General features: G+C 71.2%; 25 protein-coding genes and 3 pseudogenes. 14 read left to right on the forward strand and 14 right to left on the reverse strand.

The genetic code is table 11. The annotated features are described in order from the left end of the window. Positions 1–30: 30 nt before the first annotated feature. The 3 genes from ACZ3IG_RS31665 to ACZ3IG_RS31675 all read right to left on the reverse strand — a co-directional run bounded on the left by ACZ3IG_RS31665 (position 31) and on the right by ACZ3IG_RS31675 (position 3,243). Entirely contained in the window at positions 31–555 is a 525-nt protein-coding gene (locus tag ACZ3IG_RS31665; protein WP_215173992.1) for an RNA polymerase sigma factor, read from the reverse strand. Positions 556–750: 195 nt separating this feature from the next. Next, positions 751–2,559 (reverse strand): NAD(P)/FAD-dependent oxidoreductase, encoded by a 1,809-nt coding sequence (locus ACZ3IG_RS31670; protein ID WP_467436390.1) that lies wholly within the window; start codon positions 2,557–2,559, stop codon positions 751–753. A gap of 48 nt (positions 2,560–2,607) precedes the next feature. Beyond that, the gene (locus tag ACZ3IG_RS31675) at positions 2,608–3,243 is read right to left on the reverse strand and encodes an HD domain-containing protein (protein ID WP_467436391.1); all 636 of its coding nucleotides are present in this window, start codon (positions 3,241–3,243) and stop codon (positions 2,608–2,610) included. Positions 3,244–3,577: 334 nt separating this feature from the next. Between ACZ3IG_RS31675 and ACZ3IG_RS31680 the strand changes: the two genes are divergently transcribed. Next, positions 3,578–4,120, forward strand: a complete 543-nt coding sequence (locus ACZ3IG_RS31680) for an SRPBCC family protein (RefSeq protein WP_467436393.1) — start codon at positions 3,578–3,580, stop codon at positions 4,118–4,120. A gap of 127 nt (positions 4,121–4,247) precedes the next feature. Beyond that, on the forward strand, positions 4,248–5,117 hold the full coding sequence (locus tag ACZ3IG_RS31685; RefSeq protein WP_467436394.1) for an esterase/lipase family protein: 870 nt from the start codon (positions 4,248–4,250) through the stop codon (positions 5,115–5,117). On the opposite strand, the gene ACZ3IG_RS31690 is transcribed toward ACZ3IG_RS31685, so the two are convergent. After that, positions 5,069–5,947: an alpha/beta fold hydrolase gene (locus tag ACZ3IG_RS31690; protein ID WP_467436395.1), complete on the reverse strand. Its 879-nt coding sequence runs from the start codon at positions 5,945–5,947 to the stop codon at positions 5,069–5,071. The genes ACZ3IG_RS31685 and ACZ3IG_RS31690 overlap by 49 nt on opposite strands. Positions 5,948–6,150: 203 nt before the next feature. Here ACZ3IG_RS31690 and ACZ3IG_RS31695 point away from each other — a divergent pair, with 203 nt between their 5' ends. Then, a complete protein-coding gene (locus ACZ3IG_RS31695) occupies positions 6,151–6,906 on the forward strand; it encodes a GntR family transcriptional regulator (RefSeq protein WP_467436397.1) in 756 nt (251 codons plus the stop codon). Positions 6,907–7,055: 149 nt separating this feature from the next. Here ACZ3IG_RS31695 and ACZ3IG_RS31700 read toward each other — a convergent pair whose 3' ends face one another. The 3 genes from ACZ3IG_RS31700 to ACZ3IG_RS31710 form a co-directional block, all read right to left on the reverse strand. Next, complete coding sequence (locus tag ACZ3IG_RS31700) at positions 7,056–8,210, reverse strand: ROK family transcriptional regulator (RefSeq protein WP_467436398.1); 1,155 nt, start codon at positions 8,208–8,210, stop codon at positions 7,056–7,058. A 91-nt stretch (positions 8,211–8,301) separates the two neighbouring features. Then, positions 8,302–8,964, reverse strand: coding sequence for a response regulator transcription factor (locus ACZ3IG_RS31705; RefSeq protein ID WP_467436399.1), 663 nt, complete (start codon positions 8,962–8,964; stop codon positions 8,302–8,304). 14 nt (positions 8,965–8,978) lie between these two features. Further along, a complete protein-coding gene (locus tag ACZ3IG_RS31710) occupies positions 8,979–10,127 on the reverse strand; it encodes a sensor histidine kinase (RefSeq protein ID WP_467436401.1) in 1,149 nt (382 codons plus the stop codon). Positions 10,128–10,235: 108 nt separating this feature from the next. On the opposite strand from ACZ3IG_RS31710, the gene ACZ3IG_RS31715 reads away from it, so the two are divergent. Genes ACZ3IG_RS31715 through ACZ3IG_RS31725 form a run of 3 tightly spaced genes read left to right on the forward strand, consistent with a single transcriptional unit; the run spans position 10,236 to position 12,340 of the window. Further along, on the forward strand, positions 10,236–11,156 hold the full coding sequence (locus tag ACZ3IG_RS31715; protein ID WP_467436402.1) for an ABC transporter ATP-binding protein: 921 nt from the start codon (positions 10,236–10,238) through the stop codon (positions 11,154–11,156). Position 11,157: 1 nt separating this feature from the next. Beyond that, positions 11,158–11,883: an ABC transporter permease gene (locus ACZ3IG_RS31720; protein WP_467436404.1), complete on the forward strand. Its 726-nt coding sequence runs from the start codon at positions 11,158–11,160 to the stop codon at positions 11,881–11,883. Between the two features lie 40 nt (positions 11,884–11,923). Continuing rightward, complete coding sequence (locus ACZ3IG_RS31725; RefSeq protein ID WP_467436406.1) at positions 11,924–12,340, forward strand: hypothetical protein; 417 nt, start codon at positions 11,924–11,926, stop codon at positions 12,338–12,340. A gap of 73 nt (positions 12,341–12,413) precedes the next feature. Here ACZ3IG_RS31725 and mug read toward each other — a convergent pair whose 3' ends face one another. The 3 genes from mug to ACZ3IG_RS31740 all read right to left on the reverse strand — a co-directional run bounded on the left by mug (position 12,414) and on the right by ACZ3IG_RS31740 (position 15,218). Continuing rightward, entirely contained in the window at positions 12,414–12,959 is a 546-nt protein-coding gene (gene mug / locus ACZ3IG_RS31730; RefSeq protein WP_467436407.1) for a G/U mismatch-specific DNA glycosylase, read from the reverse strand. A 13-nt stretch (positions 12,960–12,972) separates the two neighbouring features. Then, positions 12,973–14,415, reverse strand: a complete 1,443-nt coding sequence (gene purB, locus ACZ3IG_RS31735) for an adenylosuccinate lyase (protein ID WP_467436408.1) — start codon at positions 14,413–14,415, stop codon at positions 12,973–12,975. 659 nt (positions 14,416–15,074) lie between these two features. Further along, positions 15,075–15,218, reverse strand: coding sequence for a hypothetical protein (locus ACZ3IG_RS31740; protein WP_467436410.1), 144 nt, complete (start codon positions 15,216–15,218; stop codon positions 15,075–15,077). A gap of 314 nt (positions 15,219–15,532) precedes the next feature. Here ACZ3IG_RS31740 and ACZ3IG_RS31745 point away from each other — a divergent pair. Further along, positions 15,533–16,185 (forward strand): annotated as a pseudogene (locus ACZ3IG_RS31745) (FMN-dependent NADH-azoreductase). A gap of 287 nt (positions 16,186–16,472) precedes the next feature. Here the strand turns inward: ACZ3IG_RS31745 and ACZ3IG_RS31750 are convergent. After that, positions 16,473–16,829: a hypothetical protein gene (locus tag ACZ3IG_RS31750; protein WP_467436411.1), complete on the reverse strand. Its 357-nt coding sequence runs from the start codon at positions 16,827–16,829 to the stop codon at positions 16,473–16,475. A gap of 255 nt (positions 16,830–17,084) precedes the next feature. On the opposite strand from ACZ3IG_RS31750, the pseudogene ACZ3IG_RS31755 reads away from it, so the two are divergent. Both ACZ3IG_RS31755 and ACZ3IG_RS31760 read left to right on the forward strand, forming a co-directional pair. Then, positions 17,085–18,162 (forward strand): annotated as a pseudogene (locus tag ACZ3IG_RS31755) (xanthine dehydrogenase family protein molybdopterin-binding subunit); the annotation flags it as partial. A 108-nt stretch (positions 18,163–18,270) separates the two neighbouring features. Further along, entirely contained in the window at positions 18,271–18,516 is a 246-nt protein-coding gene (locus tag ACZ3IG_RS31760) for a molybdopterin cofactor-binding domain-containing protein (RefSeq protein ID WP_467436511.1), read from the forward strand. On the opposite strand, the gene ACZ3IG_RS31765 is transcribed toward ACZ3IG_RS31760, so the two are convergent. Next, positions 18,486–18,824 carry an LLM class flavin-dependent oxidoreductase gene (locus ACZ3IG_RS31765; RefSeq protein ID WP_467436512.1) on the reverse strand — a complete coding sequence of 113 codons (339 nt, stop codon included), beginning with the start codon at positions 18,822–18,824 and terminating at the stop codon, positions 18,486–18,488. The genes ACZ3IG_RS31760 and ACZ3IG_RS31765 overlap by 31 nt on opposite strands. Positions 18,825–19,064: 240 nt before the next feature. On the opposite strand from ACZ3IG_RS31765, the gene ACZ3IG_RS31770 reads away from it, so the two are divergent. The 4 genes from ACZ3IG_RS31770 (at position 19,065) to ACZ3IG_RS31785 (ending at position 22,518) form a co-directional block, all read left to right on the forward strand. Beyond that, a complete protein-coding gene (locus ACZ3IG_RS31770) occupies positions 19,065–19,442 on the forward strand; it encodes a winged helix-turn-helix transcriptional regulator (protein WP_467436412.1) in 378 nt (125 codons plus the stop codon). A 205-nt stretch (positions 19,443–19,647) separates the two neighbouring features. Further along, on the forward strand, positions 19,648–19,890 hold the full coding sequence (locus ACZ3IG_RS31775; RefSeq protein ID WP_467436413.1) for a hypothetical protein: 243 nt from the start codon (positions 19,648–19,650) through the stop codon (positions 19,888–19,890). Between the two features lie 37 nt (positions 19,891–19,927). Next, positions 19,928–21,466 (forward strand): glycoside hydrolase family 43 protein, encoded by a 1,539-nt coding sequence (locus ACZ3IG_RS31780; protein ID WP_467436415.1) that lies wholly within the window; start codon positions 19,928–19,930, stop codon positions 21,464–21,466. A 608-nt stretch (positions 21,467–22,074) separates the two neighbouring features. Continuing rightward, a complete protein-coding gene (locus ACZ3IG_RS31785) occupies positions 22,075–22,518 on the forward strand; it encodes a DUF4158 domain-containing protein (RefSeq protein WP_467436416.1) in 444 nt (147 codons plus the stop codon). Positions 22,519–22,537: 19 nt separating this feature from the next. Here ACZ3IG_RS31785 and ACZ3IG_RS31790 read toward each other — a convergent pair. Further along, positions 22,538–23,538, reverse strand: a pseudogene (locus tag ACZ3IG_RS31790) (IS5 family transposase). A gap of 103 nt (positions 23,539–23,641) precedes the next feature. After that, complete coding sequence (locus ACZ3IG_RS31795; RefSeq protein ID WP_467436417.1) at positions 23,642–24,676, reverse strand: helix-turn-helix transcriptional regulator; 1,035 nt, start codon at positions 24,674–24,676, stop codon at positions 23,642–23,644. Between the two features lie 96 nt (positions 24,677–24,772). On the opposite strand from ACZ3IG_RS31795, the gene ACZ3IG_RS31800 reads away from it, so the two are divergent. Continuing rightward, positions 24,773–25,177: a hypothetical protein gene (locus tag ACZ3IG_RS31800; protein WP_056792618.1), complete on the forward strand. Its 405-nt coding sequence runs from the start codon at positions 24,773–24,775 to the stop codon at positions 25,175–25,177. Positions 25,178–25,186 lie beyond the last annotated feature (9 nt).

The raw sequence follows: 25,186 nt of genomic DNA on the forward strand, positions 1-25,186 counted from the left end.
GCGGCGGATGTTTTCCGGAGCGTGGGACAGTTATCGTGCGCAGCCCTCCAGGGCCCTCGCACACGCCGTTTTCAGGCGTGCTCGACCTCGGGTGAACGCGGCTTCCGCCGCTTTCACGGAGATGTTGTGTATGCGGGCGAATTCCGCTGTGGAAATTCCTGCGGCGCGGGCGAGTATGACTTCCTGTTCCCGGCCGCGCAGTTTTTCCGCCTGGCTCAGCAACCATCTGCCGAAATCCTCGTCGCAGACGTCTTCCTCGGTGGTTTCGGGGAAGTCCAGGAGCGCCGCGCGCTGCAACAACCTGCTGCGGCGCTCCATGTCGCGGTAGAAGTCGATGCAGAGCCGAAGTGCCACAGACGTCAGAAAAGGGCCCAGCCTATTTCTGTCCAGCGTGGCATGTGCGGCTGCTCTGGCCATGGTTTCCTGAACACAGTCCTCGGCATCCTGAAAACTCGGCAGTCGGCGTCGAACCAACCGCATGAGGCGGTCCTGATGCTGGAAGATGTCTTCCCAGGAGCATGCAGCGGGCGATTGGCAAGTGGAATGTGGTGCCATTGTGGATTGCAGCCCGTTGTCTCTCGAATTTAGGCAGGGAAATCGGCGGCCGGGTTTCTCGTCCGGCGGCCACGCGCCTTTCCTACCCGAGCGTTCCGGGCGGCAAACCAATTGTGTGGACGCACTGTTCGGATGTTCCGCAGAAATGATTTTCCGCGCTCAGTCCCGCGCTCAGTCCCGCGCTCAGTCCCGCGCTCAGTCCCGCGCTCGGTCCCGTGCCGGAGCCGTTCCGGGAGGCCGGCCGGCCGCCGAGCGCGGGGCGGGCCGCCGGGTCCAGTCCCGGTTCCAGTTGAACCACATGTCCCGCAGGGTCTGGTGCACCTGGGTGGCGCCCGAGCGCAGTTCGGTGGCGTACGTCTGGGCGGCCTCCTTGCCGACCATCCGCGCGCCCCCGGTGAAGTACGAGCCCCGCACGTGGCGCGGCGAGCGGAACTTGCCCCACAGCAGGATCTTCATCAACGGCCAGAGCGTGAACACCCCGGCGGGGCACCGGTCCTGGGGGTCGAGCGTGCCCCACACCTGCGGGCACAGCCCGCTCTGGCGCAGCAGCTCGTAGATGCGGTCGATGGTCCGCTCCTTGGTCCACTCGCCGTCCCGGTAGGCCAGCACGGCGTCCCGGGCCTGCTCGAACAGCCGCTCCACCCACGGATTGTCAACGCCCTGGAGCCCTCGGTAGGGCGGCAGCTCCAGCGCGTCGAAGCAGGCGGTGTCGTGGGTCTTCTCGAAGGTGACGGCGGCCTGGTTCTGCGCGTTGGTGCCGTACAGCGTGGTGATGGTCCACACCCGGTTCCAGGCGTTCCACAGCTCGAAGTCGTCGAAGGAGATGTAACTGCACGACACCAGGTCGTCGTAGAACCGGAACATGCGCTTGGTCCAGTGCTCCAGGTACTGGAACCGGGCGGTGTCGAAGTCGTCCTGGCGCACCGCGTCGATGAGCCGGTGGCCGAGCGCGTTGAGGGACATCACCGTCACCGCGAGCCCACTGGAGAACAGCGGGTCGATGAAGTCGCTGGCGTGCGGCAGCAGGCACCACCGGTCGCCGACCACCTGCTGCGAGGAGAACTGCGTCCGGTCCGTCGACACGTACGGCCGCACCGACCGCGCCCGCTCGAACTGCCGTGCCACGCTGGGGAACCGGCCGACGTGCTGCCAGAACTCCTCCTCGGCGCCGACCCCTTCGGGCCGCGGGTACGCGTCGAGGTCGAGGTTGATCCCGACGCTGCACAGCCCGCTGGTGCCGGAGGTGTGGTTGTCGAACGGGATGACCCAGAGCCAGCCGCCCTGGAACATGTGGTGCAGCGTCCCCTGGCTGAACGGGCTGGGCATGCCGTGCTGTTCACGCGGCGGCGCCACGGTGTCGAAGGGCCGTACGTCCACCATGTGCGTGAAGATCGTGCGCGACCGGGTGCGGTACGGCGGCTCCTGCCGCAGCCCCAGCCGCTCGGGGAGCATCGCCCGCATCCCGCCGGCGTCCACCACGTAGGAGGCGCGGAAGCTGCCCTTGTCCCGGGTGACGAGCGTGGCGTGGTCCTCCTCGAACTTGACGTCCTCGACCATGGTGTGGGTGTGCGCGGTGACGCCGTAGGACACGGCGACGTGGAACATGTAGGCGTCCACGTCCTGGCGGAAGAAGTGCGAGTCGGGACCGAGCGGCGGGCCCCAGGTGGGGTACTGGGTGCACTCCTCGGCCCGGGTGGGCTCGCCCTCCCGGTGGTAGACGAAGCTGAAGTTGCGTTTCACCCCGCAGTTGGACGAGACGTGCCGGCGCAGCGCCCCGTGGGTCGCCAGGTGTTCGATCTCGGGGACGCCGTAGCGGCGGGCCAGGACCCGCAGGCCGAAGGTGGTCTCGGGGACGGTGGACTCCCCGATGGCGAACCGGGGGTGCCCGCTGCCCTCCAGCAGCAGGGTGCGCACCCCGTGCCGGGCGAGGATCGCCCCGAGCATCGTCCCGCCGATGCCGCCACCGACGATGGCGACATCGAAATCCCGCTGGTCCTCTTGCATGTCTACGGTCCTTTCGCGACGGGAGGAGCGAGTGGCCCGGCCCGGCGGTCACCGCGGGGCGGCATGCCGGGCCGGCAGCACCCGGCGAGGCCCGCAGGCCGCCACCCGGGCGCAGAAGGAGAGGGCGAACCAGGGGGTCGGGGCCAGCCCGGCGAGCAGCCGCCGCTCCCCGGGCGCCCGCCGGGCACCGCGTCCGGTGATGTCTAGCCAGGCACCGAAGTGCAGCAGCCGGGCCTCGGGCCCCGCGTCCGGCTTGGGGAACGGCCGCATGTGCTCGCGTACCGCCCGGGTCAGCGCCCGGCGACGCTCGTCGTCCACCTGGCGCCCGGCCAGGAACCGGTCGAGCAACTCGGCGCCGCGGGCGGCGAATCCGCCCCGGCCGAGCGGTGCGCGGCCGACCAGTCCGGTGTCGTGGAACACGGCGGCCGCCAGCAGCCCGGACCGGTCGTAGGCGGTCCCGGCGGCCCGGGCACGGGCGTCGGCCAGCAGGAACGTCCGCAGGGAGTGCAGCGCCACGCCGGCCGGCAGCAGCCGGGACGCCTCCCGCAGGGCGGCGTCCGCCAGCGGATCGCCGAGCAGCTCCGCCAGGGCCGGCCGGCCGAGCAGCGGCTGCCACGCCCCCGGCAGCGGCGGCGGGCCGGCCGCCTGACGGCCGGAACCGGGAACATCGGGCCGTGCGGCCATGACCAACCCCCTTCGCCTGCGGCCCCGCTGATGTCTTCCTCACCTTTCTTTACGCTCGGGTTCCGCCCGCTCCCGCGTTCTCCCGGCCTTTGGCCGGTCTTCGCCCCCCGACGGTCGAACGCGGGTCCGTCCCGCCCAACAGGCGTCCACCACAGGCGAGTCGGGCCACGGCCGCCGCCCGTGGGTCGGTCCCGCGCGATGACGGAATCCGGCCATTCACCGGAACCGGGAGTGAGAACAGCGGCGCGCACGGCGCCCCGCGCGCTCTGGCGCGCGTTCCGGCTCCTTTTCCGGCGAATTAGCGCCGGACCCGGATTCCGGGCATTCTGCTTCTGTGATCGCCGTGCTCAATGTCCACGAACGCGCGCTGCCCGCCCCGCCGGAAAGCGTGGGAACGCTCATCGACACCCTGGGTTCCCGGGACGACCGCCTCTGGCCGCCCGACTGGCCCCCCATCCGCTTCGAGGGGCCGCTGGCCGTCGGTGTGCCGGGCGGCCACGGCCCGGTGCGCTATGTGGTGAGCCACTACGTCCCCGGCCAGTGGGTGCGGTTCCGGTTCACCGGCCCCCGGGGCTTCGAGGGTTTCCACGAGTTCGGCGTCGAGCGCCTGGACGGCCGGCGGTCCGTACTGCGCCACACCCTGGTCATGCGTCCACGGGCCCCGCTCTGGCCGGTCTGGGCGCTGTTCTTCCGCCCGTTGCACGACACCGTCTTCCGGGAGTGCCTGGACCGCGCCGAACGCGCGCTCACCGGAACCGTGACCCGCCCCGTCCGGTGGAGCCGGTACGTCCGGTTGCTCCGCGCGGTGACCGCCCGCCTCGCCCCGCATGTGGCCGCCGGTCCTTATCAGGTGCTCAATACGCACCCGAAGGGGTGAACCCTATGTACACGTCCGGGGGAAATCTTTCACCCGGACGAGGGATCGTACGGAAAATCCCTGGACGGGAGACTGGGAAGTCGCCGGAGAAAACCGCCGGGCTCCTTCTCAGGATCGGACAAGCGCCGTGGGCTTTTCCACACCCCGCATTCCCGGACTCAACACCGACGACATCACCAAGGACATCACCGCACTGCCGCACCGAGTGACCGCCCTCACCGAGGTCGCCGGCGCCGCGGTCGTCGCAGCCGTCGACGTCGAGGCGGGCGAGGACGACTGGCACCTTCCGCTGACCGAAGAGCACCCCCGACCGGTGGTGCTCGTGCACGGCACGTTCGGCAACCGCGGCTACACCTGGTCCACGGCGGCCCCGGTGCTGCGCGAGCGCGGCTACCGCGTCTTCCGCCCCGACTACGGCAAGCACCTCAACCCGGTGATCTTCGGCCTGGGTGACATCAGGAAGTCGGCTGAGCAGCTACGGGACTTCATCGACGAGGTACTGCGGCGCACCGGCGCCCGGCAGGTCGACATCGTCGGCTTCTCGCAGGGCGGCATGATGCCGCGCTACTACCTCAACAAGCTCGGCGGCGGCCCGAAGGTGCACAACTTCGTCGGCATTAGCCCCAGCAACCACGGCATCACCGCGCAGGGACTGATGAACCTCGCCCGGCAGATCCCCGGCGCGGTCCAGCTGGTCGAACAGGGCGTGGTCGCCATGACCGTCCCGGCCTGGCCGCAGCTCCAGCACGACCACGCCTTCCAGCGCGAACTCGCCGAGCTGGGCGAGACCACCGAAGGCGTCCGGCACACCGTCATCGCCACCGCCTACGACGACGTGGTCACCCCGTACACGTCCTGCGCCCTGGCGGAGAGCGAGGGCCGGTACGTCCGCAACATCGTCCTCCAGGACATCGACCCGGACGACCGCACGCCGCACGTGAGCATGCCCTACAACGCGACGGTGCTGAGCGAAGTACTGGCGGCCCTGGAGTCCTGACCCCGGCTGCCGTCGAGGAGGACGCGGGCCACCAGTGCGGGGTCGTCGTTCATCGGCACGTGGCCGCAGCCGGGCAGCCGGACCAGCCGGGCCCGCGGGATCACCGCCTTGGCGCGGACGCCCTGCCGGGGTATGAGCAGCCGGTCCCGGGTGCCCCAGGCGACGGTGACCGGCAGGCCGGGGACGTCGTCGGTGAAGCGGACCTCGCGGCCGGCCCGCAGCGTCGCGGCGAAGCTCTCGGCATGAGCCAGGGCGAGTGTCTCGGCGACCACGGCCTGGGGGGAACGGCGCCCGGGGCGGGCGTATATCGTGCCGGTCAGGGCGGTGCGGCCGGCCGCGGTGCGGGACAGCCGCTCGACCAGCGGGAGCGGCAGACGCCGGGCGGTGGCCCGCATGCCCGCCAGCACCCCGAAGGCGTAGCGCCGTTCGGCCTCCGTCCAGAAGCCCGCCGGGGACAGGGCCGTGACCGACCGTGCGCGGTTCTCGCTGCCGAGTTCCAGGGCCAGCAGGCCGCCCAGCGAGTTGCCCGCCACATGCGGCCGGTCCAGGCCCAGTTCCGCGCAGAAGGCGGTGAGCACGGCGGCCGTCGTCGGCAGGTCGTGCGGCAGGCCGTCCGGCAGCGCCGGGGAGGCGCCGAACCCGGGCAGGTCGGGCGCGATCACGTCGCGCTCGGCCGCCAGGATGTGCAGCACCGGGTCCCAGGCCTGCCGGTGGTGGCCGATGCCGTGCAGCAGGAGCAGCGGTTCGCCGCTGCCCACGCGCGCGTAGGACACGGTGACGGGGCGCGGGCCGTGCGGGGCGGGGACGGTGAAGGAGACGGTCGCGGACATGGGCACTCCTGGTCGTGGCGCGTCTGGGGAACGTGCGTAGACAGAGTGTCAGCAAAGGCTACCGACGGGTAGACCCGCGGCGCGCATCCGGTATTGGTCTTGACCAAGGGTGAGGGCCGCCCTAGGGTCGCAGAGAAGTGCAACAACCTTTAATAAACAAGGGCGTTAAACGCCGCCGGACCACGGCGAGTGCGGAGGACAGGGTGGGGACCACGCAGCTGGAACCGGTACAGGAACCGAAGTACTGGCACTTGAGGACGGTACTCAGCGAGGCGCTGGACTCGGAGTTCTCCGTCGGCGAGATCCTGCCCAACGAGCGTGATCTCGCCGCCCGTTTCGGCGTCGCCCGCGCCACGCTCCGCCAGGCCCTGGAGCAGCTCGAACTGGAGGGCCGGCTCCAGCGCCGCCGCGGTGTCGGCACGACCGTGGCGCCGCCGCGCGTGGGCGTCGCCGTCGGCACCCGGGACCAGGTCTGGCCCGGCGTGGCCGACGACGCCTGGCAGCCGCTCGACAGCACGCTGGCGACGCCACCCTCGGCCGTCGCCGAGGCGCTGGGCACCGACCGCGACGAGGCCGTGCACACCGTGCGCCGCTCCCGCGTCTCGCACGGCCAGCCGGTGGCGGCGGAACTGCTGCACGTCCCGCAGGCGTCCGTTCCCGGCCTCGGTGACGCCCCTGCCGGAGCGGCACGCGCGCGTGCGGTCCTGCGCGAACTGCACCGCCTGGAGCTGGCACACCAGGAAAGCTCCGTGGAACTGGGCTCCGCCCGGGCCGAGGAGGCCAGGGAACTGGACCGCCTCCCGGGCGCCCCCGTCCTGGTGGTCACCACCCGCTACCGCACCGAGACCGGCACGGCGGCGCTCAGTGTCGCCACCTATCGGGCGGACACCTGCCGGCTGACCTTCGGCGACGCGGGGGACGTGCGGGTCCACGACGGGGTGGCGAGCGGAGTCGGCTGAGACGGGCGGGCGGGCGGTGGCCGGCCGATCAAGGGCCGGCCCGCCGCCGCACGGCGACCAGCCCCGGCCGGCCGACGCCGGCCCCCAACTCGTGCCCAGCCCGCGCCCGCGAGCGACGGCCCCCGATCAGCGGACCACCGCGGGGACGGTCACCGCCGGGCCGTCGTGCCCTCCACCGCGAAGAGCTGTTCCTCCACGTGGTCCAGGGCCAGCCGCAGCGCGCCCGTCGGTACGGCGGCCTCGCCCAGCCGGGACAGGGCGACCCGCGGGGGACGCAGACAGTACCGGGACAGCTCGCGGCGCAGCGGTTCCAGGACGCCGTCGAGGCCGGCCGCCCAGCCGCCGATCACCACCAGCTCCGGGTCGAGGGCCAGCACCAGCGCCGCCACGTCGTGCACCAGGCGCCGGATGAACCGGTCGACGGCCGCACGGGCCCGCCGGTCACCGTCCCTGGCCTGGGCGAACACCTTCGCGACCGCCTGCTCGTCGAGCGGGTGCAACGGCTCGTCGGTGGTGGACAGCAACGTCTCGGGCGTCACCTCACGGCCCAGCAGATGCAGCGCCCCGATCTCCCCGGCCGCCCCGCCGAAGCCCCGGTGCAGCCGCCCGCCGATCAGCGCGCCCGCCCCCGGGCTCAGCCCGGCCAGCACGAACACCACGTCGTCCGAGTCGGTGGCGGCACCCTGCCAGTGCTCGGCGACCGCCGCCGCGTTGGCGTCGTTCTCCACCAGGACCGGGCACTTGAAGGAACGGCTCAGCCGCTCGCCCAGCCGCAGCCCCGTCCACCCCGGCAGCGCCGTGCCCAGCCGCACCGTGCCGTCCGCCTCGACGATCCCCGGCGTCGCCGCCCCCACCGCCCGCAGCGAGCCACGCGCCACCCCGGCCCGGCGCAGCAACTCGGCGACGGCGCCCCGCAGCCGCTCCAGCCGCTCGTCGGCCGACGCGTTCTCGTCGACGTCCTTGGCCTGGGCGCCGAGCACCGTGCCGTCCAGGTCGGCCAGGAGCGCGGACACCCGGTGCGGGCCGATCTCCAGCCCCAGCAGATGCCCCGCCTCCGCCCGGAACCGGAACCGCCGGGCGGGCCGCCCCTGCCGCCGGGCCAAGCCCTCCTCGGCCGCCGTCTCCACGACCAGCCCGGCCTCGATCAGCCCGTCGACCACACCCTCCACGGTCGGCCGGGACAGTCCCGTCACCCGGGTGATCTCGGTCAGCGTCGCGCAGTCCGTCGAGCGCAGCGCGTGCAGCACCACCGCGGAGTTGATCCTCCGCAGCAGCGAGGGATCCCCGCCGGTCAGCCGCCCCACGGTCCGTCCTCCCAGCTCGTGCGCGTGTTGGCCGGATCGTACTCGGCACACCGGGCCCCGGCGAGAGCCGGTCCGCCCGGTCCCGCACGGCTCAGCCCGGCGCCACGAACCCCGACTCGTACGCCGCGATCACCGCCTGCGTGCGGTCCCGCGCCCCCAGCTTCCCCAGCACGGCGCTCACGTGCGACTTCACCGTCTCCGTCCCGACGACCAGCTTGGCGGCGATCTCCGCGTTCGACAGCCCGCGCGCCATCAGCCGCAGCACCTCGCCCTCCCGCTCGGTCAGTTGCGCCCGGTCCAGCGCCGCGCGGGCCGCGCGGTTGCCGCGGCCGTCGCCGTACTCCGCCGCCAACTGCCGCACCGACGCCGGGAAGAGCAGCGACTCGCCCTCCGCCACCAGCCGCACCGCGTGCACGATCTCCGCGGGCCGGGCCCGCTTCAGCAGGAACCCGTCGGCCCCGGCGCGCAGCGCCTCGTACACGTATTCGTCGTTCTCGAACGTGGTGATCACCAGGATCTTCGGCGGATCGGCGACCGTCCGCAGCACGGCGCGGGTGGCCTCGATGCCGTCCAGCAGCGGCATACGGACGTCCATGGCGACCACGTCCGGACACAGCTGCCGCACCAGCGGGATCACCGCCGCCCCGTCGGCCGCCTCCCCGACCACCTCGATGTCGGGCTGCGCCTCCAGCACCGCCCGCAGGCCGGCGCGGACCAGGGGTTCATCATCGACGAGGAGAACGGTGACCGGCATCCGGCCAGGGTAGATCAGCGCACCGGCAGCACCACATTGACCTGCCAGTCACCGGCGTCGGGGCCCGTGCTGGCGTGTCCGCCGAGCAGCGCGGCGCGCTCCCGTATGCCGCGCAGTCCGCTGCCCCGGCCCGGACCGGGCACGGCGGCCGCGAGCGGGCTGCGTATCTCCAGGCCGAGAACGCTGTCCTCCACCCGGATGCGGACCCGGACAGGCACGGGTCCCGCGTGCCGCAGCACATTGGTCAACGCCTCCTGGAGAATGCGGTACCCCTCTCTGGACACCGGCCCGGGCACGGTCTCCAGCGGCCCGGTCACCTCCGTGTCGAGCTTCGCCCCGGAAGACCGCGCGGACTCCAGCAGCCGGTCCGCGTCCGCCAGCGTCGGCCGGGCGCTCACCGGCCGCCGTTCCTCCCGCAGCACCCCCAGGACCCGTTCCAGGTCCTCCAGGGCGGCCCGTCCGGTGTCCTCGATGGCCGACAGCGCCCGGTCGGTGAAGTCCGGGTCACCGGCCGCCCGCGCCGCGCCCGCCTGCACGACGGCGACGGTCAGCGCGTGCCCGATGGAGTCGTGCAGTTCGCGGGCGATGCGGTTGCGCTCCAGCAGTTGTTCGGTGCGTTCCTCCATCGTGGCCAGGCGCTCGGCCGGGGAGGGCCCGAGCAGCGCACGGGCGGCCGCGGTGACCAGGACACCGAGGCCCACCACCGCTCCGTACAACGCGACCAGGGGGACCGGCACGAGGAGCGCGTACGCCCAGTGCGGGGCGATCGTTCCGGCGAACGTGTCGATCCGGTGGCCCGAGGCGAGCCGTATCAGCCAGTACGCGGTGATGGGCAGCCAGACGCAAGCGCCCGCGACCAGCAGGCCCAGCGCTACCCGCACTTCCAGCCACACCACCGTGCGCAGCCGGTCCGCCCAGGTCACCGAGGGGGCCGGGGAGAAGCCGGCGCCCTCCTCACCGGGCAGCAGCAGCCACTGCGCCTGCAGCCGCTCACCCCCGCGTACGCCCGCGATCAGCCCCAGCGGGGCCAGCGCCGCCGCCGGCACCCACATCCGTGTGTCGTCGATGAGGATCCACAGGCTCACGACCAGCATCGGCACCCACAGGTGCAGCAGCCGGGTGTACGTCGTTCCCCGCACCAGCGGGCGCAGCAAGCGGACCATGGCGTCATCGTGCCAGCCGCCACTGACACCGGCCCTCCCCCGCACGGGGGAGGCGGACTCCACCGGCGGGGGAGGCCCGGGCCGGGCACGACCGGCCACGCTGTGGTCATGACCAGCATCGAACTGCGGGCCCTCACCAAGGAGTACGGCACCCGACGCGCCGTCGACGACCTGACCTGCACCGTCCAGCCCGGCCGCGTCACCGGCTTCCTCGGCCCCAACGGCGCCGGGAAGTCCACCACCATGCGCCTCGTCCTCGGCCTGGACCGGCCCACCTCCGGCACCGCCACCCTCGGCGGACGCGCCTACCCCGCGCTCGACGAACCCCTGCGGCACGTCGGCGCCCTCCTCGACGCGCACGCCGCGCACGGCTCGCGCACCGCCCGCGACCATCTGCGCGTCCTGGCGGTGAGCAACCGGCTGCCCGAACGCCGGGTGGACGAGGTCCTGGAGGAGACGGGCATCGCGTCGGTGGCCCGGCGCCGGGTGCGGACGTACTCCCTGGGCATGCGCCAGCGGCTCGGCATCGCCGCCGCCCTGCTCGGCGACCCGGAGGTGGTGATGCTGGACGAGCCCTCCAACGGCCTCGACCCCGAAGGCATCATCTGGATCCGGGAACTGCTGCGCCGGCTCGCGGCCGAGGGCCGCACGGTCCTGGTCTCCAGCCACCTCATGAACGAGACGGCGTCCTTCGCCGACCACCTCGTGGTCCTGGGCCGGGGCCGGCTGCTGGCCGACACCCCGATGCGGGAGTTCATCCACGCGCGCGTGCGGCCACGCGTCCGCGTCCGCACCTCGGACCCCACCGCCCTCACCGGCGTCCTCGCCCGCCACGGTCACGACGCCGTACGGCACGAGGCGGGGCACTGGACCGTGTCCGACGCGCGCGTGGAGGACATCGGCCGCGTCCTGTCGGTGGCCGGCGTACCGATCCTCGAACTCTCCGCCGAGGAAGGCACCTTGGAACAGGCCTACCTCGACCTGACGGCCGCCGAGGCCGAGTTCACCGCCCAGCCCCAGGAGGCCTGACATGACACACGCGCCCGTCCTGCGCTCCGAGTTCCTCAAGGTCCGCACCCTGCGGTCGTCGTACGGCGCGCTGCTGGCGGTGGCCGCCGCCACCACGGCGTTCTCCGCGCTGGCCGGTGTCTCCGACACCTCCGATCCGGACTTCGACGCTCTGTTCATCGCACTGTCCGGCGTCCTGCCGGGTCAGATAGCCGCCATCTCCTTCGGTGCCCTGGCCGTGTCGTCCGAGTACCACGGCAACGCCGTCCGGCTGACCCTGGCCGCGGTGCCGCGTCGCGGGCGGTGGTACGCGGCCAAGCTGACGACGATCGCTTCCCTCTCCCTCGCCGTGGGACTCGTCGCCGCCCTAGCCGCCCTCCTGGCCGCACGGGCGGGGCTGGGGCCGGCCGCGAGCGGACTCAGCACGGCCGAGCAGGCACGCGGCGTCGTGGGCTGCGCCGTCTACCTGATGCTGATGACGCTGTTCGCGGCCGGCCTCACCGCGCTGTTCCGCAGCGGCGCGGCCACCCTCTCGGTCATGATCCCGTTCGTCCTCATCGTCTCCTTCGTGATCGGCGATGTGGCCGGTGGCGTCACCGACTTCCTGCCGGACAAGGCGGGCCAGGTGGTCCTGTACGAGACGTACGACGGAAGTGTCGGCCCCTGGACGGGACTTGCCGTGACGGCGCTGTGGACGGCCGCCGCCGTACTGGCGGGCGGGTGGCGGCTGCGCCGCCGGGACGCCTGACGGGCCGCCAGTTGTCAGTGGTGCCCGCTTTACTGGTGCCATGGACATCGCGCGGCACATCACCCTCATCGACGAGCTGTGCTTCCGCCCCTTCCCGGCGGAGCACGGCCACCACCTCGTGGTGCTGAGTGGCAGCCACGGCCTGCGCGGCGGCGGCGACCCGGCCGAGCGTGCGGCGACCGTCGACCAGTACGAGAAGGAGCGGGACGCCGTCGACGCCCGCCTGACCGAGCGCTGGGGCGAGTCGGAGATCCTCAACCTGCTCACGGTCCTGCTGCGCACCGAGCGGGCGGAGGAGATACCCGAGCCGTGGACCGAGCTGAGCGCCCGCGCCCGGCTCGCCTACCTCTGGGAGGTGGCGGGCACCGGCCGCTGGGTCGCGCTCGCCGTCGCCGACCGGGACGCGACGGACGAGGTGCAGTTGCTGGCCGCCGTCACGGAGGAAGCCCCGCCATGAACGATGCCCACGCCCACGCCTGCTTCCACGCCCACGTCCGCAGTTACGCCTGGGCCTGCGTCTACATCTGCGTCTACGTCCGCGCCGCGACCCGCAGCCGCGCGAACTCCTCCGCCATCGTCTGCGCCGTCCAGTGCGCGTTCAGCCCGCTCGGGTTGGGCAGCACCCACACCCGGGTGTCCCCGATCATCCGCTCCTGCGGCCCCACTTGGGCTTTTCTGTCGTCGAAGGCGGCCCGGTACGCGGTGACGCCGACCACGGCCAGCCAGCGCGGCCGCAGCCGCGCCACCTTGAGGGCCAGCTCCCGGCCGCCCTGCCGGTACTCCTCGGCGGTCAGTTCGTCGGCCCGGGCGCTCGCCCGCGCGACCACGTTGGTGATGCCGAGCCCGTACGAGAGGAGTTCCTCCTGCTCGGCGGGCTTGAGCAGCCTCGGGGTGAACCCGGACAGATGCAGTACGGGCCAGAACCGGTTGCCGGGGCGGGCGAAGTGGTGGCCCGTCGCGGCGGTCATCAGGCCGGGGTTGATGCCGCAGAACAGCACGTGGAGACCGTCCGCGACGACGTCCGGTACAAGACGGTCGCGGGCGGCCTCCAGTTCCGCCGGGGTGAAGCGGGGCATGTCCGTGCGCGCGTCAGAGGATCGCGCCGGGCGTGTAGCCGGCCGCCTCGGGGTGCTGCTCGACGATCTCCTCGACCCGGGCCACGACGGCGGCCACCTGGTCGGCGGCGGCACCGGTGAAGGACAGCTTGTCGGCCATCAGCGCGGTGAGCTGTTCCCGGTCCAGCGGCAGCCGCTCGTCGGCGGCGAGCTTGTCGAGCAGGTCGTTGCGCTCGGCGCCCTGCTCGCGCATGGCCAGCGCGGTGGCGACGGCGTTCTCCTTGATCGCCTCGTGCGCGACCTCACGGCCGACACCGGCGCGCACGGCGCCCATCAGGACCTTGGTGGTGGCGAGGAACGGCAGGTAGCGGTCCAGCTCGCGGGCCACGACGGCCGGGAACGCGCCGAACTCGTCCAGCACGGTCAGGAACGTCTCCAGCAGCCCGTCCAGCGCGAAGAACGCGTCGGGCAGGGCCACCCGGCGCACCACCGAGCAGGACACGTCGCCCTCGTTCCACTGGTCGCCCGCCAGCTCGCCGGTCATCGAGGCGTAGCCGCGCAGGATCACCATCAGGCCGTTGACGCGCTCGCAGGAGCGGGTGTTCATCTTGTGCGGCATCGCGGACGAGCCGACCTGGCCCGGCTTGAAGCCCTCGGTGACCAGTTCGTGCCCGGCCATCAGCCGGACCGTCTTGGCCAGCGACGACGGCGCCGCCGCGAGCTGCACCAGCGCGGTGACGACCTCGTAGTCCAGCGAGCGCGGGTAGACCTGGCCGACCGAGGTGAACGCCTGCGCGAATCCGAGGTGCCCGGCGATCCGCCGCTCCAGCTCCGCGAGCCTGCCCGCGTCCCCGCCGAGCAGGTCCAGCATGTCCTGGGCGGTGCCGACCGGGCCCTTGATGCCACGCAGCGGGTAGCGGCCGAGCAGCTCCTCCACCCGGCCGTACGCCACGAGCAGCTCGTCGGCGGCGGTGGCGAACCGCTTGCCCAGCGTCGTGGCCTGCGCCGCCACGTTGTGCGAGCGCCCGGCCATCACCAGTTCCCCGTACTCGCCGGCCAGCTTGCCCAGTCGCGCCAGCACCGCCACGGTCCGGTCCCGCACCAGCTCCAGCGAGAGCCGGATCTGCAGCTGCTCGACGTTCTCCGTCAGGTCCCGGGAGGTCATGCCCTTGTGCACCTGCTCGTGCCCGGCGAGGTCGTTGAACTCCTCGATCCGCGCCTTCACGTCGTGCCGGGTGACCTTCTCGCGCTCGGCGATCGAGGCCAGGTCCACCTGGTCGAGCACGCGCTCATAGGCGGCGATCGCCTCGTCGGGCACCTCGATGCCGAGATCCTTCTGCGCCCGCAGCACGGCGAGCCAGAGCTGTCGCTCCAGCCTCACCTTCTGCTCGGGCGACCAGAGCGTGGCGAGCTCGGCGGAGGCGTAGCGTCCGGCGAGGACGTTGGGGATGCGGGGCTTGGCGGGAGCGGAAGTCACGTAAACGGAGCATACCCGCTGTACACGGCGCCCTCCGCACGTCTTCACCGTGCCTGGAGTCCACGGTCAGTGGTCTGTAGTCCACCCCGCGACACACCGTGTGTGAGACGTGTGTGAGACAGGGCAGCCCCGGACCGGTGGTGGAACACTGCCGCAGGTGGTCGTAGCCGTACCCCTTGTCGCCATGGAGCTTGGCGGGCCGTGCCTCAACGAGATCGCCCGAGCGTCGTTCGAGGCTGAGCTTCTGCCGCACCCGCGGGAGGACCGACTCCATCCACCGCCCAGGGACCTCACGCGTTGACGGGTTGTTTATGGGCTTGCCGGTGATCATCGGTTACGTGTGCCGGACACGGACGCATGCACGGCGTCGGTGATCATGTAGGTGCCGAATCCGCATGACCACGACCGAAGACCCCGTGTGCCGCTTCTTCTCGATGTACGTCACCTCGTCGGTAACGATGCCCCGTATCCCGTTGCCGCCCTCCCGCATCGTGGCCGTCACCAGGCAGTCGCGCAGGTGCCGGACGAACCGGCGACGCCACTGGACCGGAGCCTCCACAGCGGTACGCTGCCGCAGTTCGGCCAGCGAGGCGACCGTCCGCGGCATGCCCCACCGCCCACAAGGCTCACCCCGAGGTCGGGCGACTCCGGCACTCCCATCAGCCGCGCGCCCACTCCACCGTGGGTTCGCGTGACTGTTCCTGGGCCGCGGCCAGATGGACGGCGGCGGGGCGGGCCGGGCCTCGGAGCAGGTGGGGCAGATGGTGGGCGGCACGCGTGAGTCTCGGCAGGTCGAACACCATGAAGTGGTCCGGTCGCTCTCGTCGACCGGACCGCACCGGCCCCGCGCCGGGCAAGCCGGTCTTCCACTCGCTCGAAGGCGAGGCGACCCGTGGCATCGGATGCGACCGCGCTGGGCGGAGAGCGGAAGCAACGTATCCCCGGCCACGACCTGCGGAATCACCGGCCCCATCTCCGTGCCGCGTCATGCGGCGCTTACGAAAAGTAAGTACCTAACGGGCGCTTTGGCGGGTGGGTGATGGTGGCGCCAGTGTGGATGCAGGCTGCTCGCGAGCCGCCCGATCTGATCATTCGTCCAGACCCGGAAGCACACACCATGGCAACCTTGCTGCACATTGACTCCTCCCTGAACCCCGGCACCACCTCGAAGTCCCGCACCGTGGCGATGAGGTTCTGCGACGCGTGGCGGGAGCAGCACCCCGGCGGAGAGATCATTACCGTGACCTTGCCGCAGAGCCCCTGCCGCACCTGGATCAGCACGCCTTCTCCGCGGCGTTCGTGGACGCTGCCGCGCATACGCCGGAGCAGGCCGCGGCCATGGCCCGGCGCGTACAGCTGATCGAAGAACTCGAGCGGGCTGACGCAGTGCTCCTGGGCGCACCGATGTACAACTTCACGATTCCCTCGACCCTCAAGGCGTGGATCGACCACGTCCTCATGGTCGGACGCACGACCGGAGACACCTCCAGCGTCAAGGGCCTCCCGGTGACTGTGATCGCCAGCCGCGGTGGGTCGTATGCGCCGGGCACGCCCAGGGAAGCGTCGGAGTACGTGCAGAACTACCTGCGGTCCATCCTCAACGAGTACATGGGCCTCGAACTGGACTTCATCGTTCCGGAACTCACGGCCGCGCACTCCAACCCGGAAATGGCCGAACTCATCCCGTTGGCTGAGAAGTCCTGGGCGCGGGCCCTGGGCGACGCCGATCTCAAGGGCAAGGAGATCGCTCAGCGCGTCACCGCGGCCTGATCCTTCCGTCGGGCACCGTGCCGTCGGCGGGATGGGCAGAACGTGGTCGCCCGGCCGCTGCCAGAGGCCGGGCGACCACCGTGGCGGCCTTCAAGGCACGAAGGCCAGCCGCATCTGCCCGTGGAAACGCGGCGGAGGGTCATGCCGGGGTTGCGCGTCCTGTTCTGTCCAGACGGCCTTACCGGTGTCGCTGAACCGCGTGCCCCATCGCTGGGTGAGCTGCGCAATGAGGAAGAGCCCTCGCCCTCCTTCGTCGCCGGTGCGGGCGTGGCGCAGGTGGGAAGCCGTCATGCTCGCGTCGGACACTTCACAGAGATCAGCGCCTGATCGCGTATGGCACGCAGGTGCATGGGGCCGTCGGCGTAACGGATGGCGTTGGTGACCAGCTCGCTCACCACCAGCTCGGTGGCAAACCCGTTTCCCTCCAGCCCCCGGACGGCCGGCTGGCGCTGCACCAGGCTGCGGGCGGTGGCCACGATCGCCGGGTCGCTGGGCAAGATCCACGTGTGCGCCTGGTCGTCGTCCAGGGGGTGGGTGCGGAGCGGCAGGAGAACCGCCCCGCTGGGCGTGTGCCCGCTGTCGGGGAAGGAGGTCACGATGGTTTCGCGCAGATCGTCCAGCGGTGTCCCGGTGGCCGAGGCCATGGGGCCTGTAAGCGGAGGGCGATACCATCCGTGAGGCCCGGATCGGACTGGGCGGAGTGGGGACCGTTCCCTGGCGGGCAGGGAGCGGAGCACGTGCCGCGCGGCGCCACAGCCAGTGCCGAGAACGTCCGAGCGGCCGCAGAGGCGGCTCTGGAGGCGCCCGGACACTGCCCGGTACCGCGTTCAAGCGTTCAAGGTGGAGCTGGCCAAGCGCACCCTGGTGCGCACGCTGGAGACCGTGGCAGGAGCCTCGTCATGACCACTCTGGAAGATCCGACGCGCACGGTCATAGGTGAAGGCGTGGACCGTGTCGACCGCCCCCTGAAGACCGCGGGGGCCGCGCACTACCCCAACGACTACACCTATCCGGGCATGGTGCACGCGGCCTTGGTGGGCAGCACGATCGCCGCAGGGCGCATCCGCAGCATCGACGCCGCCGCAGCCAAGCGGGCCCCCGGCGTCCTCACAGTGATCACCCACCTGACCGCTCTCCAGCTGGAACGCGGCCCGATGACCCTGCTCGGGCCTCCGCCACCGGCCCCGATGCAGGACGACCGCATCCTGCACTACGGCCAGCACGTCGCCATCGTCATCGCCGACAGCCCGGAGCAGGCACGGCACGCCGCCTCGCTGGTCAAGGTGGAGTACGAGCCCGCCGAGGCGCTGCTCGACATCGAAGACCCCCGGGCCGAAACCCTCGAGAACCCGTGGGGCCTGGACACCGAGCGTGGTGACGTGTCAGCCGGCTTGGCGCGGGCCGACGTCGTCGTGGACGAGCGCTGCACCACTCCGGACCACACCAACAACCCGCTCGGGCTGTTCACCACCATCGCCTCCTGGCACGGCGACTCGGTCACCGTCCACGACTCCACCCAGTGGCCGCACAACGTGCGCACCTCCTGCGCCCGGTTCTTCCGCATCCCCGAAAGCGGTGTGCGGGTGCTCGCCCCCTTCGTCGGCGGCGGCTTCGGCGCCGGACTGCGCGTGTGGTCCCACACCATCCTCACGGCGAGGGCCGCGCGTGAAGTCAAACGCCCGGTGAAGCTCGTCCTCACCAGGCCGCAGATGTTCACCTCCGTCGGGCACCGCCCCAACAGCGTCCAGCACATCAAGATCGGCGCGACCTCCAGCGGCGACCTGACCGCGATCGAGCACCGCGCCATCTCGTCGGTGGCAAGGGAGGACGACGACTACGAACCGGTCGCCGCCGGATCAGCAGTCGCCTACGCGTGCCCCAACCCCCTGACCCGCGACCGTCAGGCCCGCCTCAACATTCCCTGCCCGGGCTCCCTGCGCACCCGCCGAGGGCCAGGGCAACTGCGCCCTGGAATCCGCCATCGACGAGGTGGCGCACGCCCTCGGCATGGACCCGCTGGAACTGCGGCTGCGCAACGACGCCGAGCAGGGCCCGGTCCTGGGCTTGCCCCGGTCGAGCAAAGCGTTGCGTGAGTGCTACACCCTCGGCGCGGAACGCTTCGGCTGGTCACGCCGCACGCCGGGCATCGGCTCCATGCGGGATGGCGACTGGCTGATCGGATACGGCATGGCCAGCGTGTCCCACCCGTTCTGCCAGGTGCCCTGCCAGGCACGGGCGTCGCTGCGCCGCGACGGGTCCGCCTACGTGACCAGCGCCGCCACGGACATCGGCACTGGTGCCTACACAGTCATGGCCCGGCCGGCTCGGTAGCCCATGACGGTGTGGTGAGGGGTGTGCATCCGTACCGCACCGCCGGCCAGCGCCTGATGCATGAGATCCAGGGATGCCTCGGTGAAGGCGACCATCTGCGCGCCGCGCCGGGACAGGCCGCCCATGAAGGCGATCGCGTCGGGGAAGGCACCGCCGCCGACCCCCAGCTGTACACGGCCGTCGGTGAGGACATTCAGGGAAGCGGCCGCCTTGGCGAGCAGCGCCGGAGGCCGCAGCTGGAGGTCGGCCACGTCGGTGAGGAAGGAAACGCGCTCCGTCGACGCTGAAGGTGACTGAGCGGCGTCCAGGTCTCCAGGTGACCCGGCTGGTACGGGTGGTCCTGGATGGCGATGTAGTCGAGCCCGCCGGCGTCGGCCCGGCGCGCGAGCCGGTGGGTCTCTTCGAGTGCGTCCCTGCCGGGTCGAGGCTCAGGCCGAACGACAGCGGGTGTCCGTAATCGGTCATGGCGTCACAGCGCGACCTCTCTCACGCAAGGCCAAACGCGACGTAAGGCACTAACCTTTAGTAAGTTGATAGGAGGAGATTGTATGCCTCGGCAGCTTGAACGCGGTTCCATCCATGACGAGACCTGCCCCCGCTTTCAGGATGCTCTCGAAATGGTGGGCCGCCGCTGGACCGGGTCCATCCTGATGGCCGCCGTCCAGGGCGCGAGGCGTTTTGGCGAGTACCGGGCAGTGATCGACGGTATCTCCGACCGCCTGCTCTCCCAGCGCCTCAAGGAACTGGAAGCCGAAGGACTCATCGAGCGGACCGTGGTGCCGACCACGCCCGTCCAGATCGCCTACAGCCTCTCCCCCTCGGGGAGAGCCCTCCTCGACGCCCTGCAGCCCCTGGTTCGCTGGAGCATGCGCAAGGCAGCCGAGGACGCCCACACCCCAGTGGATGCAAGCGAGGCGCACAACTGAGCCTCCGCCAACTTGAAGTCCCAGTGCGAAGGGCTGGTGTGACTGGTCCTCCGGGTACTCGTGCTGGTCGTGGGCGGGAGTCCGCGGAGAACATCATCCGTCAATGGTTGACTCCGAGGTTCGTCAGGACGAGCAGGGCGCGCAGAAGTCGGGTGGCTCGGGCGGGATCAGTACGGAGCTTCGTGAGGATCCGCGAGTTCTGAAGATGGGCGAAACCGTGCCCGACCGGTACATATCCGACGGCGAGGACGCCGTGGGTGATCCGGTCTCCTCCGTCGGCCTGCTCGGTCCGCCGGTCTCCGCCGCGCTGCTGCCCGCCACCTGCCGGGCGGCCGACGTGCCGCCCGGACAGTTTCCCGAGGGGCTGTGCCCCGGCGGGCAGCCGAGCCCGACCGCGCCGAAGGGCATCGTGACGTGGGCCATACCGCCTATACCTAGTGATGACTAAGTTTTGGGAACGCGTCATACACACCAACCGTCGTCGAGTGCCCGAGTGCCCGAGTGCGGCGCCCCGGTCGAGAAGCCGAGATACTCCTGTAAAACTCCCCGTCCAGCCGGTCGTCCCCGGCTTCCATCCGGACCCCAGCGTCTGCCGCGTGGGAGACGACTACTACCTGGCCTGTTCCAGCTTCGAGTACGCCCCGGGTGTACCGGTCCACCACTCGACCGATCTGCGGACGTGGCGCCGGATCGGCCATGTGCCGGACCGCCCCGCGCAGTTGCCGCTGCAGGGGGTGGCCTCCTCGGCCGGCATCCTGGCGCCGACCCTGCGCCACCACGCGGGCCGCTTCTGGATGGTGACCACCTTGCTGTCCGCCGGCCCACCGACCTTCCTGGTGACCGCCGACGACCCGGCCGGCCCCTGGTCGGACCCGGTGTGGATCCCGGGGGCCCGGGGCATCGACCCCGACCTCGCCTGGGATGACGACGGGACCTGCCTGCTCACCTGGACCGGCTTCGGCGAAGGGATCGTGCAGGCCGCACTCGATCCGCAGACCGGGGAACTGCTCGGCGAACCCCGCCGTCTGTGGCAGGGGACGGGCGGGAAGTTCCCCGAGGGCCCTCACCTCTATCGAGTCGGTGCGTACTGGTACCTGCTGCTCGCCGAGGGCGGCACCGAACGCGGACACGCCGTCACCGTCGCCCGCGCGTCCTCACCGGCCGGGCCTTACGAGGCATGTCCGCACAACCCCCTCCTCACCGCGCGGGGGACCGGCGCTCCGGTCCAGAGCACCGGGCACGCCGATTTCGTCGAACGGCCCGACGGCACCTGGGCGATGGTCTACCTGGGCACGCGGCCGCGGGGCAGCAGCCCCGAGTGGCACGTCCTGGGACGGGAGACCTTCGCGGCGGAGGTGAGCTGGAGCGACGGCTGGCCCGCCGTGTCGGGGCCGATCGAGCCCGACGCGCCCGCAAAGACCGTCGAGGACCTGCCCGACGGGACGCTGTCGTCGGCGTGGGTGGCACCCGGAGCCTTCCCGGACGCACTGCTCCACTGGAGCGACCAGGGCTGGCGGCTCACCGCGGCGGACGGCCCCGCCTTCGTGGGCCGCCGCCAGGAGCACCTGCACATGCGGGCGCGGGCTGTGGTCGCCCCGCAGGAAGAGCGAGTGGAGGGGGCCACCTGCGCCGGAGGGCTGGAACTGCGCATCGATCCTCGGCACGCCGTCCGCATCGAGGTACGGGGACCGCGCGTGCGCGCGGTCGCTCTGATCGGCGGGGCGAGCGTCTTCCTGGAGGAGACCGCCGCCACCCCGGAGACGGTGCTGGAACTGCGCGCCGAGCCGCACAGTGCCCCCACCGCCTTCGGGGTCGACATGGGACCCGACGAGATCGTGGCCGGAGTGTCCGGACCCGACGGTTTCGTCGAACTCGGCCGTCTCGACGGCCGGTACCTGTCGACCGAGGTCGCCGCGGGCATGACGGGCCGGATGATCGGGCTGGTGTGCTCGGAGGGCGAAACGCTGTTCCGGTCGTTCACCTACAGCGGCGCGGACGACCCGAAGGCGCTGTTCGACAACTGACCCCCGGCGGCTCACACCGGTCCGAACGGTCCGTGTACGGAATGACGTGACACCGTGTCATTGCCGGGCGAAGGAGACAGGGGGCGCAGGCGGACCGCATGCGCCCCGGTTTCTGCACGCTCTGCTCGTCCTGACGAACCTCGAGACCTTGTGTCGCGCGGTAACCGTGGCCCGCCGGGGTGAATCTGCCTCGTATCGTATCGAGGTGAGATGCCCGATCTGGAACGGGTCGGTGAGGTCTACGCCCGTACGTCTCGCCGGATCTGATCGGCCAGAGCATCGGCCGGTCTCTCTGATCAGCGGCCGATCTGGTGGTTTCCGCTCACCGCAACCGGACGGCCTTCTACCATCCGGTCCATGCTGGATCCCGGGCTGCTCGAACGGATCACCGCGCGTCGCGCGGAACCGGACGGCGTCATCTGAAGGCGATTCGGTCCCGGTGGCGGATCCTGCCACCGGGAAAGATCGCGGTGATCGTCCTGACCGTACTGGGGCCCCAGTAGTACTCGCCGACGAAACAACGGAGTAGCCCTGACTTGGCCCCTTGCTGTGGAGCCGGTGGCTCGTTGGGCTGAACGAGCGAATCCGGCGGCGAGAGGGACGGGCAGATGGCAACGCGGGTGTTCTCCGATGAGGAGTTGGGGGCCCTGCGTTCGTTCCCGGCGATCGGCAAGGACGAACTGATCCGCTACTTCACCCTCACCCCGGCGGATGAGGGGTTCTCGCGGAAGTTCGTGCGTCCCCAGACGGTTCTCGGCGCCGCGGTGCAGTTGTGCACGCTGCCGGCTGGGCTTTGGCCGGACGAAGTGCCATCGGCACCGTCGGCGGCGGCGGTGGGGCGGCTGGCCAGGCAGCTCGGCCTGCCGGTCGAGGTGTTGCGCGGCTACGTGGTGTCCCGGGAGCAGACGCGTACGGATCATCTGCGACAGGTGGCGAAGTATCTGGGGTGGCGGTCGGCGAAGTCGCTGGAGCTGAAGGACCTGGACGAGTTCCTGCTGGCCCGCGCCATGGAACACGATTCCCCGTCGCTGTTGTTCCGCCTGGGGTGCTAGGGATCGTATTGAGTTCCGATCAATGGGTGGCTCGGGTGAGGTCCTTGAGCCAGATCATCGAGGCGCGTAGGTGGAGGCCGGCGAGGTAGCTGTCGGGAGACTTGTCGTACCGGGTGGCGAGGCCACGCCAGGCCTTCATCTTGTTGATCAGCCGCTCGACGGTGTTCCTCTCCTTGTAGAACTCGGCGTCGAAGTCGACGGGCCTACCGCCCTGGGAGCCCTTCTTCCTGCGGTTGGCCAGCTGGTCCTTCTTCTCCGGGATGACCGCACGGATACGGCGTTTGCGCAGGTGGGCGCGGTTGGCACGGGAGGAATAGGCCTTGTCGCCCGCCACGGCGTTCGGCCGGGTGCGCGGACGGCCCACGGGCAGACGGACGCGCATCTGGTTCAGGACGGGGATGAACTGAGAACTGTCGGCGGCCTGCCCGGCGGTCAGGAGCAGCACCTGCGGGCGGCACCTGCGGTCGCCGGCGAGGTGGATCTTGCTGCTCTGCCCGCCCCGGGAGCGGCCCAGCGAAGCGGCCTTCAGCCGCAGCCGGTGCCGGCGCCGGACGCGGCGCCGCTCCTGTCGTCCGGGGTCGGTGTCGATGTCCTGTCCGGTTCGTCCGTTGTTGTCGCCCCCTTTGACCTGGCTTTTTCTTTGGCCGCGGCCTTCTCCAGCGCGGTGAGGACGTCTGGGCTCAGGTGCATGCCGGGCGCGTCCTGGTGGGCGCGCACGGTGGTGGAGTCGATACTGACCAGGGACAGGTCATCCTCGTCCCGCCGGGCCGCCTCCGCGATCAGCCCCTCCAGCAGGGCCTGGAAGACGCCCGCGTCGCGCCACTGCCTAACACGGTTGTGCACGGTGGGCCAGGCACCGAACTCAGCCGGCATCTCCCGCCACTGCCCACCGGTCCTGAACCGCCAGATCACCCCCTCGAACTGCTGCCGCAACCGCTCGGGATACGGAACGAACCGGCCGATCGGCGGATAGGACTCGATGAACTCCCATTCAGCGTCGCTCAGTTGCACCTGTGTCATGACACCAGGCCTACCGGCTCACGCCGTGCCGCGAGGTCGAATCCCGCAGATTGATCACAACTGGATACGGTCCCTGGCAAAAACTCAGTAATCACTCGTCCGGTCACAGGCCCAGGACCGTCGCCACCAGTTCGCTGCGGCTGCGGACACCGGTCTTCGCGAACACACTCTTCAGATGGTCCTGCACGGTCGCCGCGGTGATGTGCAGTTCCACGGCGATGGTCCGCGACGGCAGACCGGCGACGACTCGCGCCAGCACGTCCCGCTCGCGCGGTGTAAGCCCGTACGCGAGCAGCAGTATCTCGGCCACGTCGGCGGCCGGCGCCGGATGTACCGTCACGGCGATGGCCGCAGGGTGCGGGCCACCACTCAGCGGCGACGCCTGGACGGAGAGCCACCGGCCCGAGCGGCCGCGGATGCGTCCGTACGCCGGCAGCTCAGCGCCTCTTCCCCGTGCGGCCACCTCCAGGATCGCGGACGGCAGTTCCGCCTGCGACGGGCCCAGCTCGTCCCGCCAGAGTTTCGCGGCCAGGTTCTCCGAGAACAGCCGCAAGTCCTGGTCGAGCAGGAGCACTCCGGCCTCGGACGGGCCCGCAGTGGTGTCGTCGGGTGCCCGGTGGGCGGCCCGGCGCAGGGCCGCACCGACCGGGGCGGACAGCCGCCGCAGGACGCCGACGTCGGCCGGGGTGAAGTCGGGCCGCCGGCCGCCGCGGAAGAGGGCGACGACGCCCCAGCAGCGGCCGTCCACCACGAAGCCCGCCCGCAGCTCGTGCCGTGCGTCGATCATCGGCAGCACGGTCCGGTAGCGGTGGCTGGATTCCGGATCACCGCCGGTGGCCGCACCGAGCGTGCCCGCGGACACCGCGGAGCGGGCCAGCGCCGCGAACTTCAGGACGTCGTCCACCAAGTACTCGTTGTGCGCGGCGGCCGCGGCCGCCTCCGGTACGAGCCCGGCGCTGACTTGGTCGGCGGTCAGCAGCGTCATCGGGTCGATCGTGCTGAAGCAGTAGGAGTCGGCCGGGATGAGGCGTGTCAGCCGGCCGGCGATCCGGCGGCGCAGTATCCGGGAGTCGAGGTCGAGACGGCAGATCGCCTCGATGTCGCGCACGGTCTCGCGCCGGACCATCGGGGAACTCACCCTTGCCACGGTATCCCAGAAATGTGGGAGGGCCGCCCGACCTCCAGGCGCCTACCGTGGGTCCGAGAAACCCCAGGTCACCGGAGGTACATCGACATGTCCCCGTCCATGCTCAACGTCGGACTGGATCCAGCGCTGGTGGACGACGCGCCCTCGTCACGGGCGGCGTTCCCTGAAATCGACGCCGAGGCGGTCCGGGCCGGAATGGCCGCGGGCCGGGCTCGGCTCGAGGAGCTCGGCCTCAGTGTCGATGTCTGCCTGCTCGACTACGGCCGTACGGCCGAGGCGGTCTTTCGCGCCGCGTTGACCGCGAAGGACTACGACATCGTGCTGATCGGCGCCGGCGTCCGGCTGGACCCGGAGCTGACCCCGCTGTTGGAGGTGCTGGTCAACACCACCCACGAGCTGGCACCCGGCGCGAAACTCTGCTTCAACGTCAGCCCGACGACGGCTGTCGAAGCCGTTCAGCGGTGGTGGCCCGAACACAAGCCGCTGGTCTAGGCGCTCCAT

It is taken from the genome of Streptomyces sp. NPDC016677 (genome assembly GCF_055562815.1).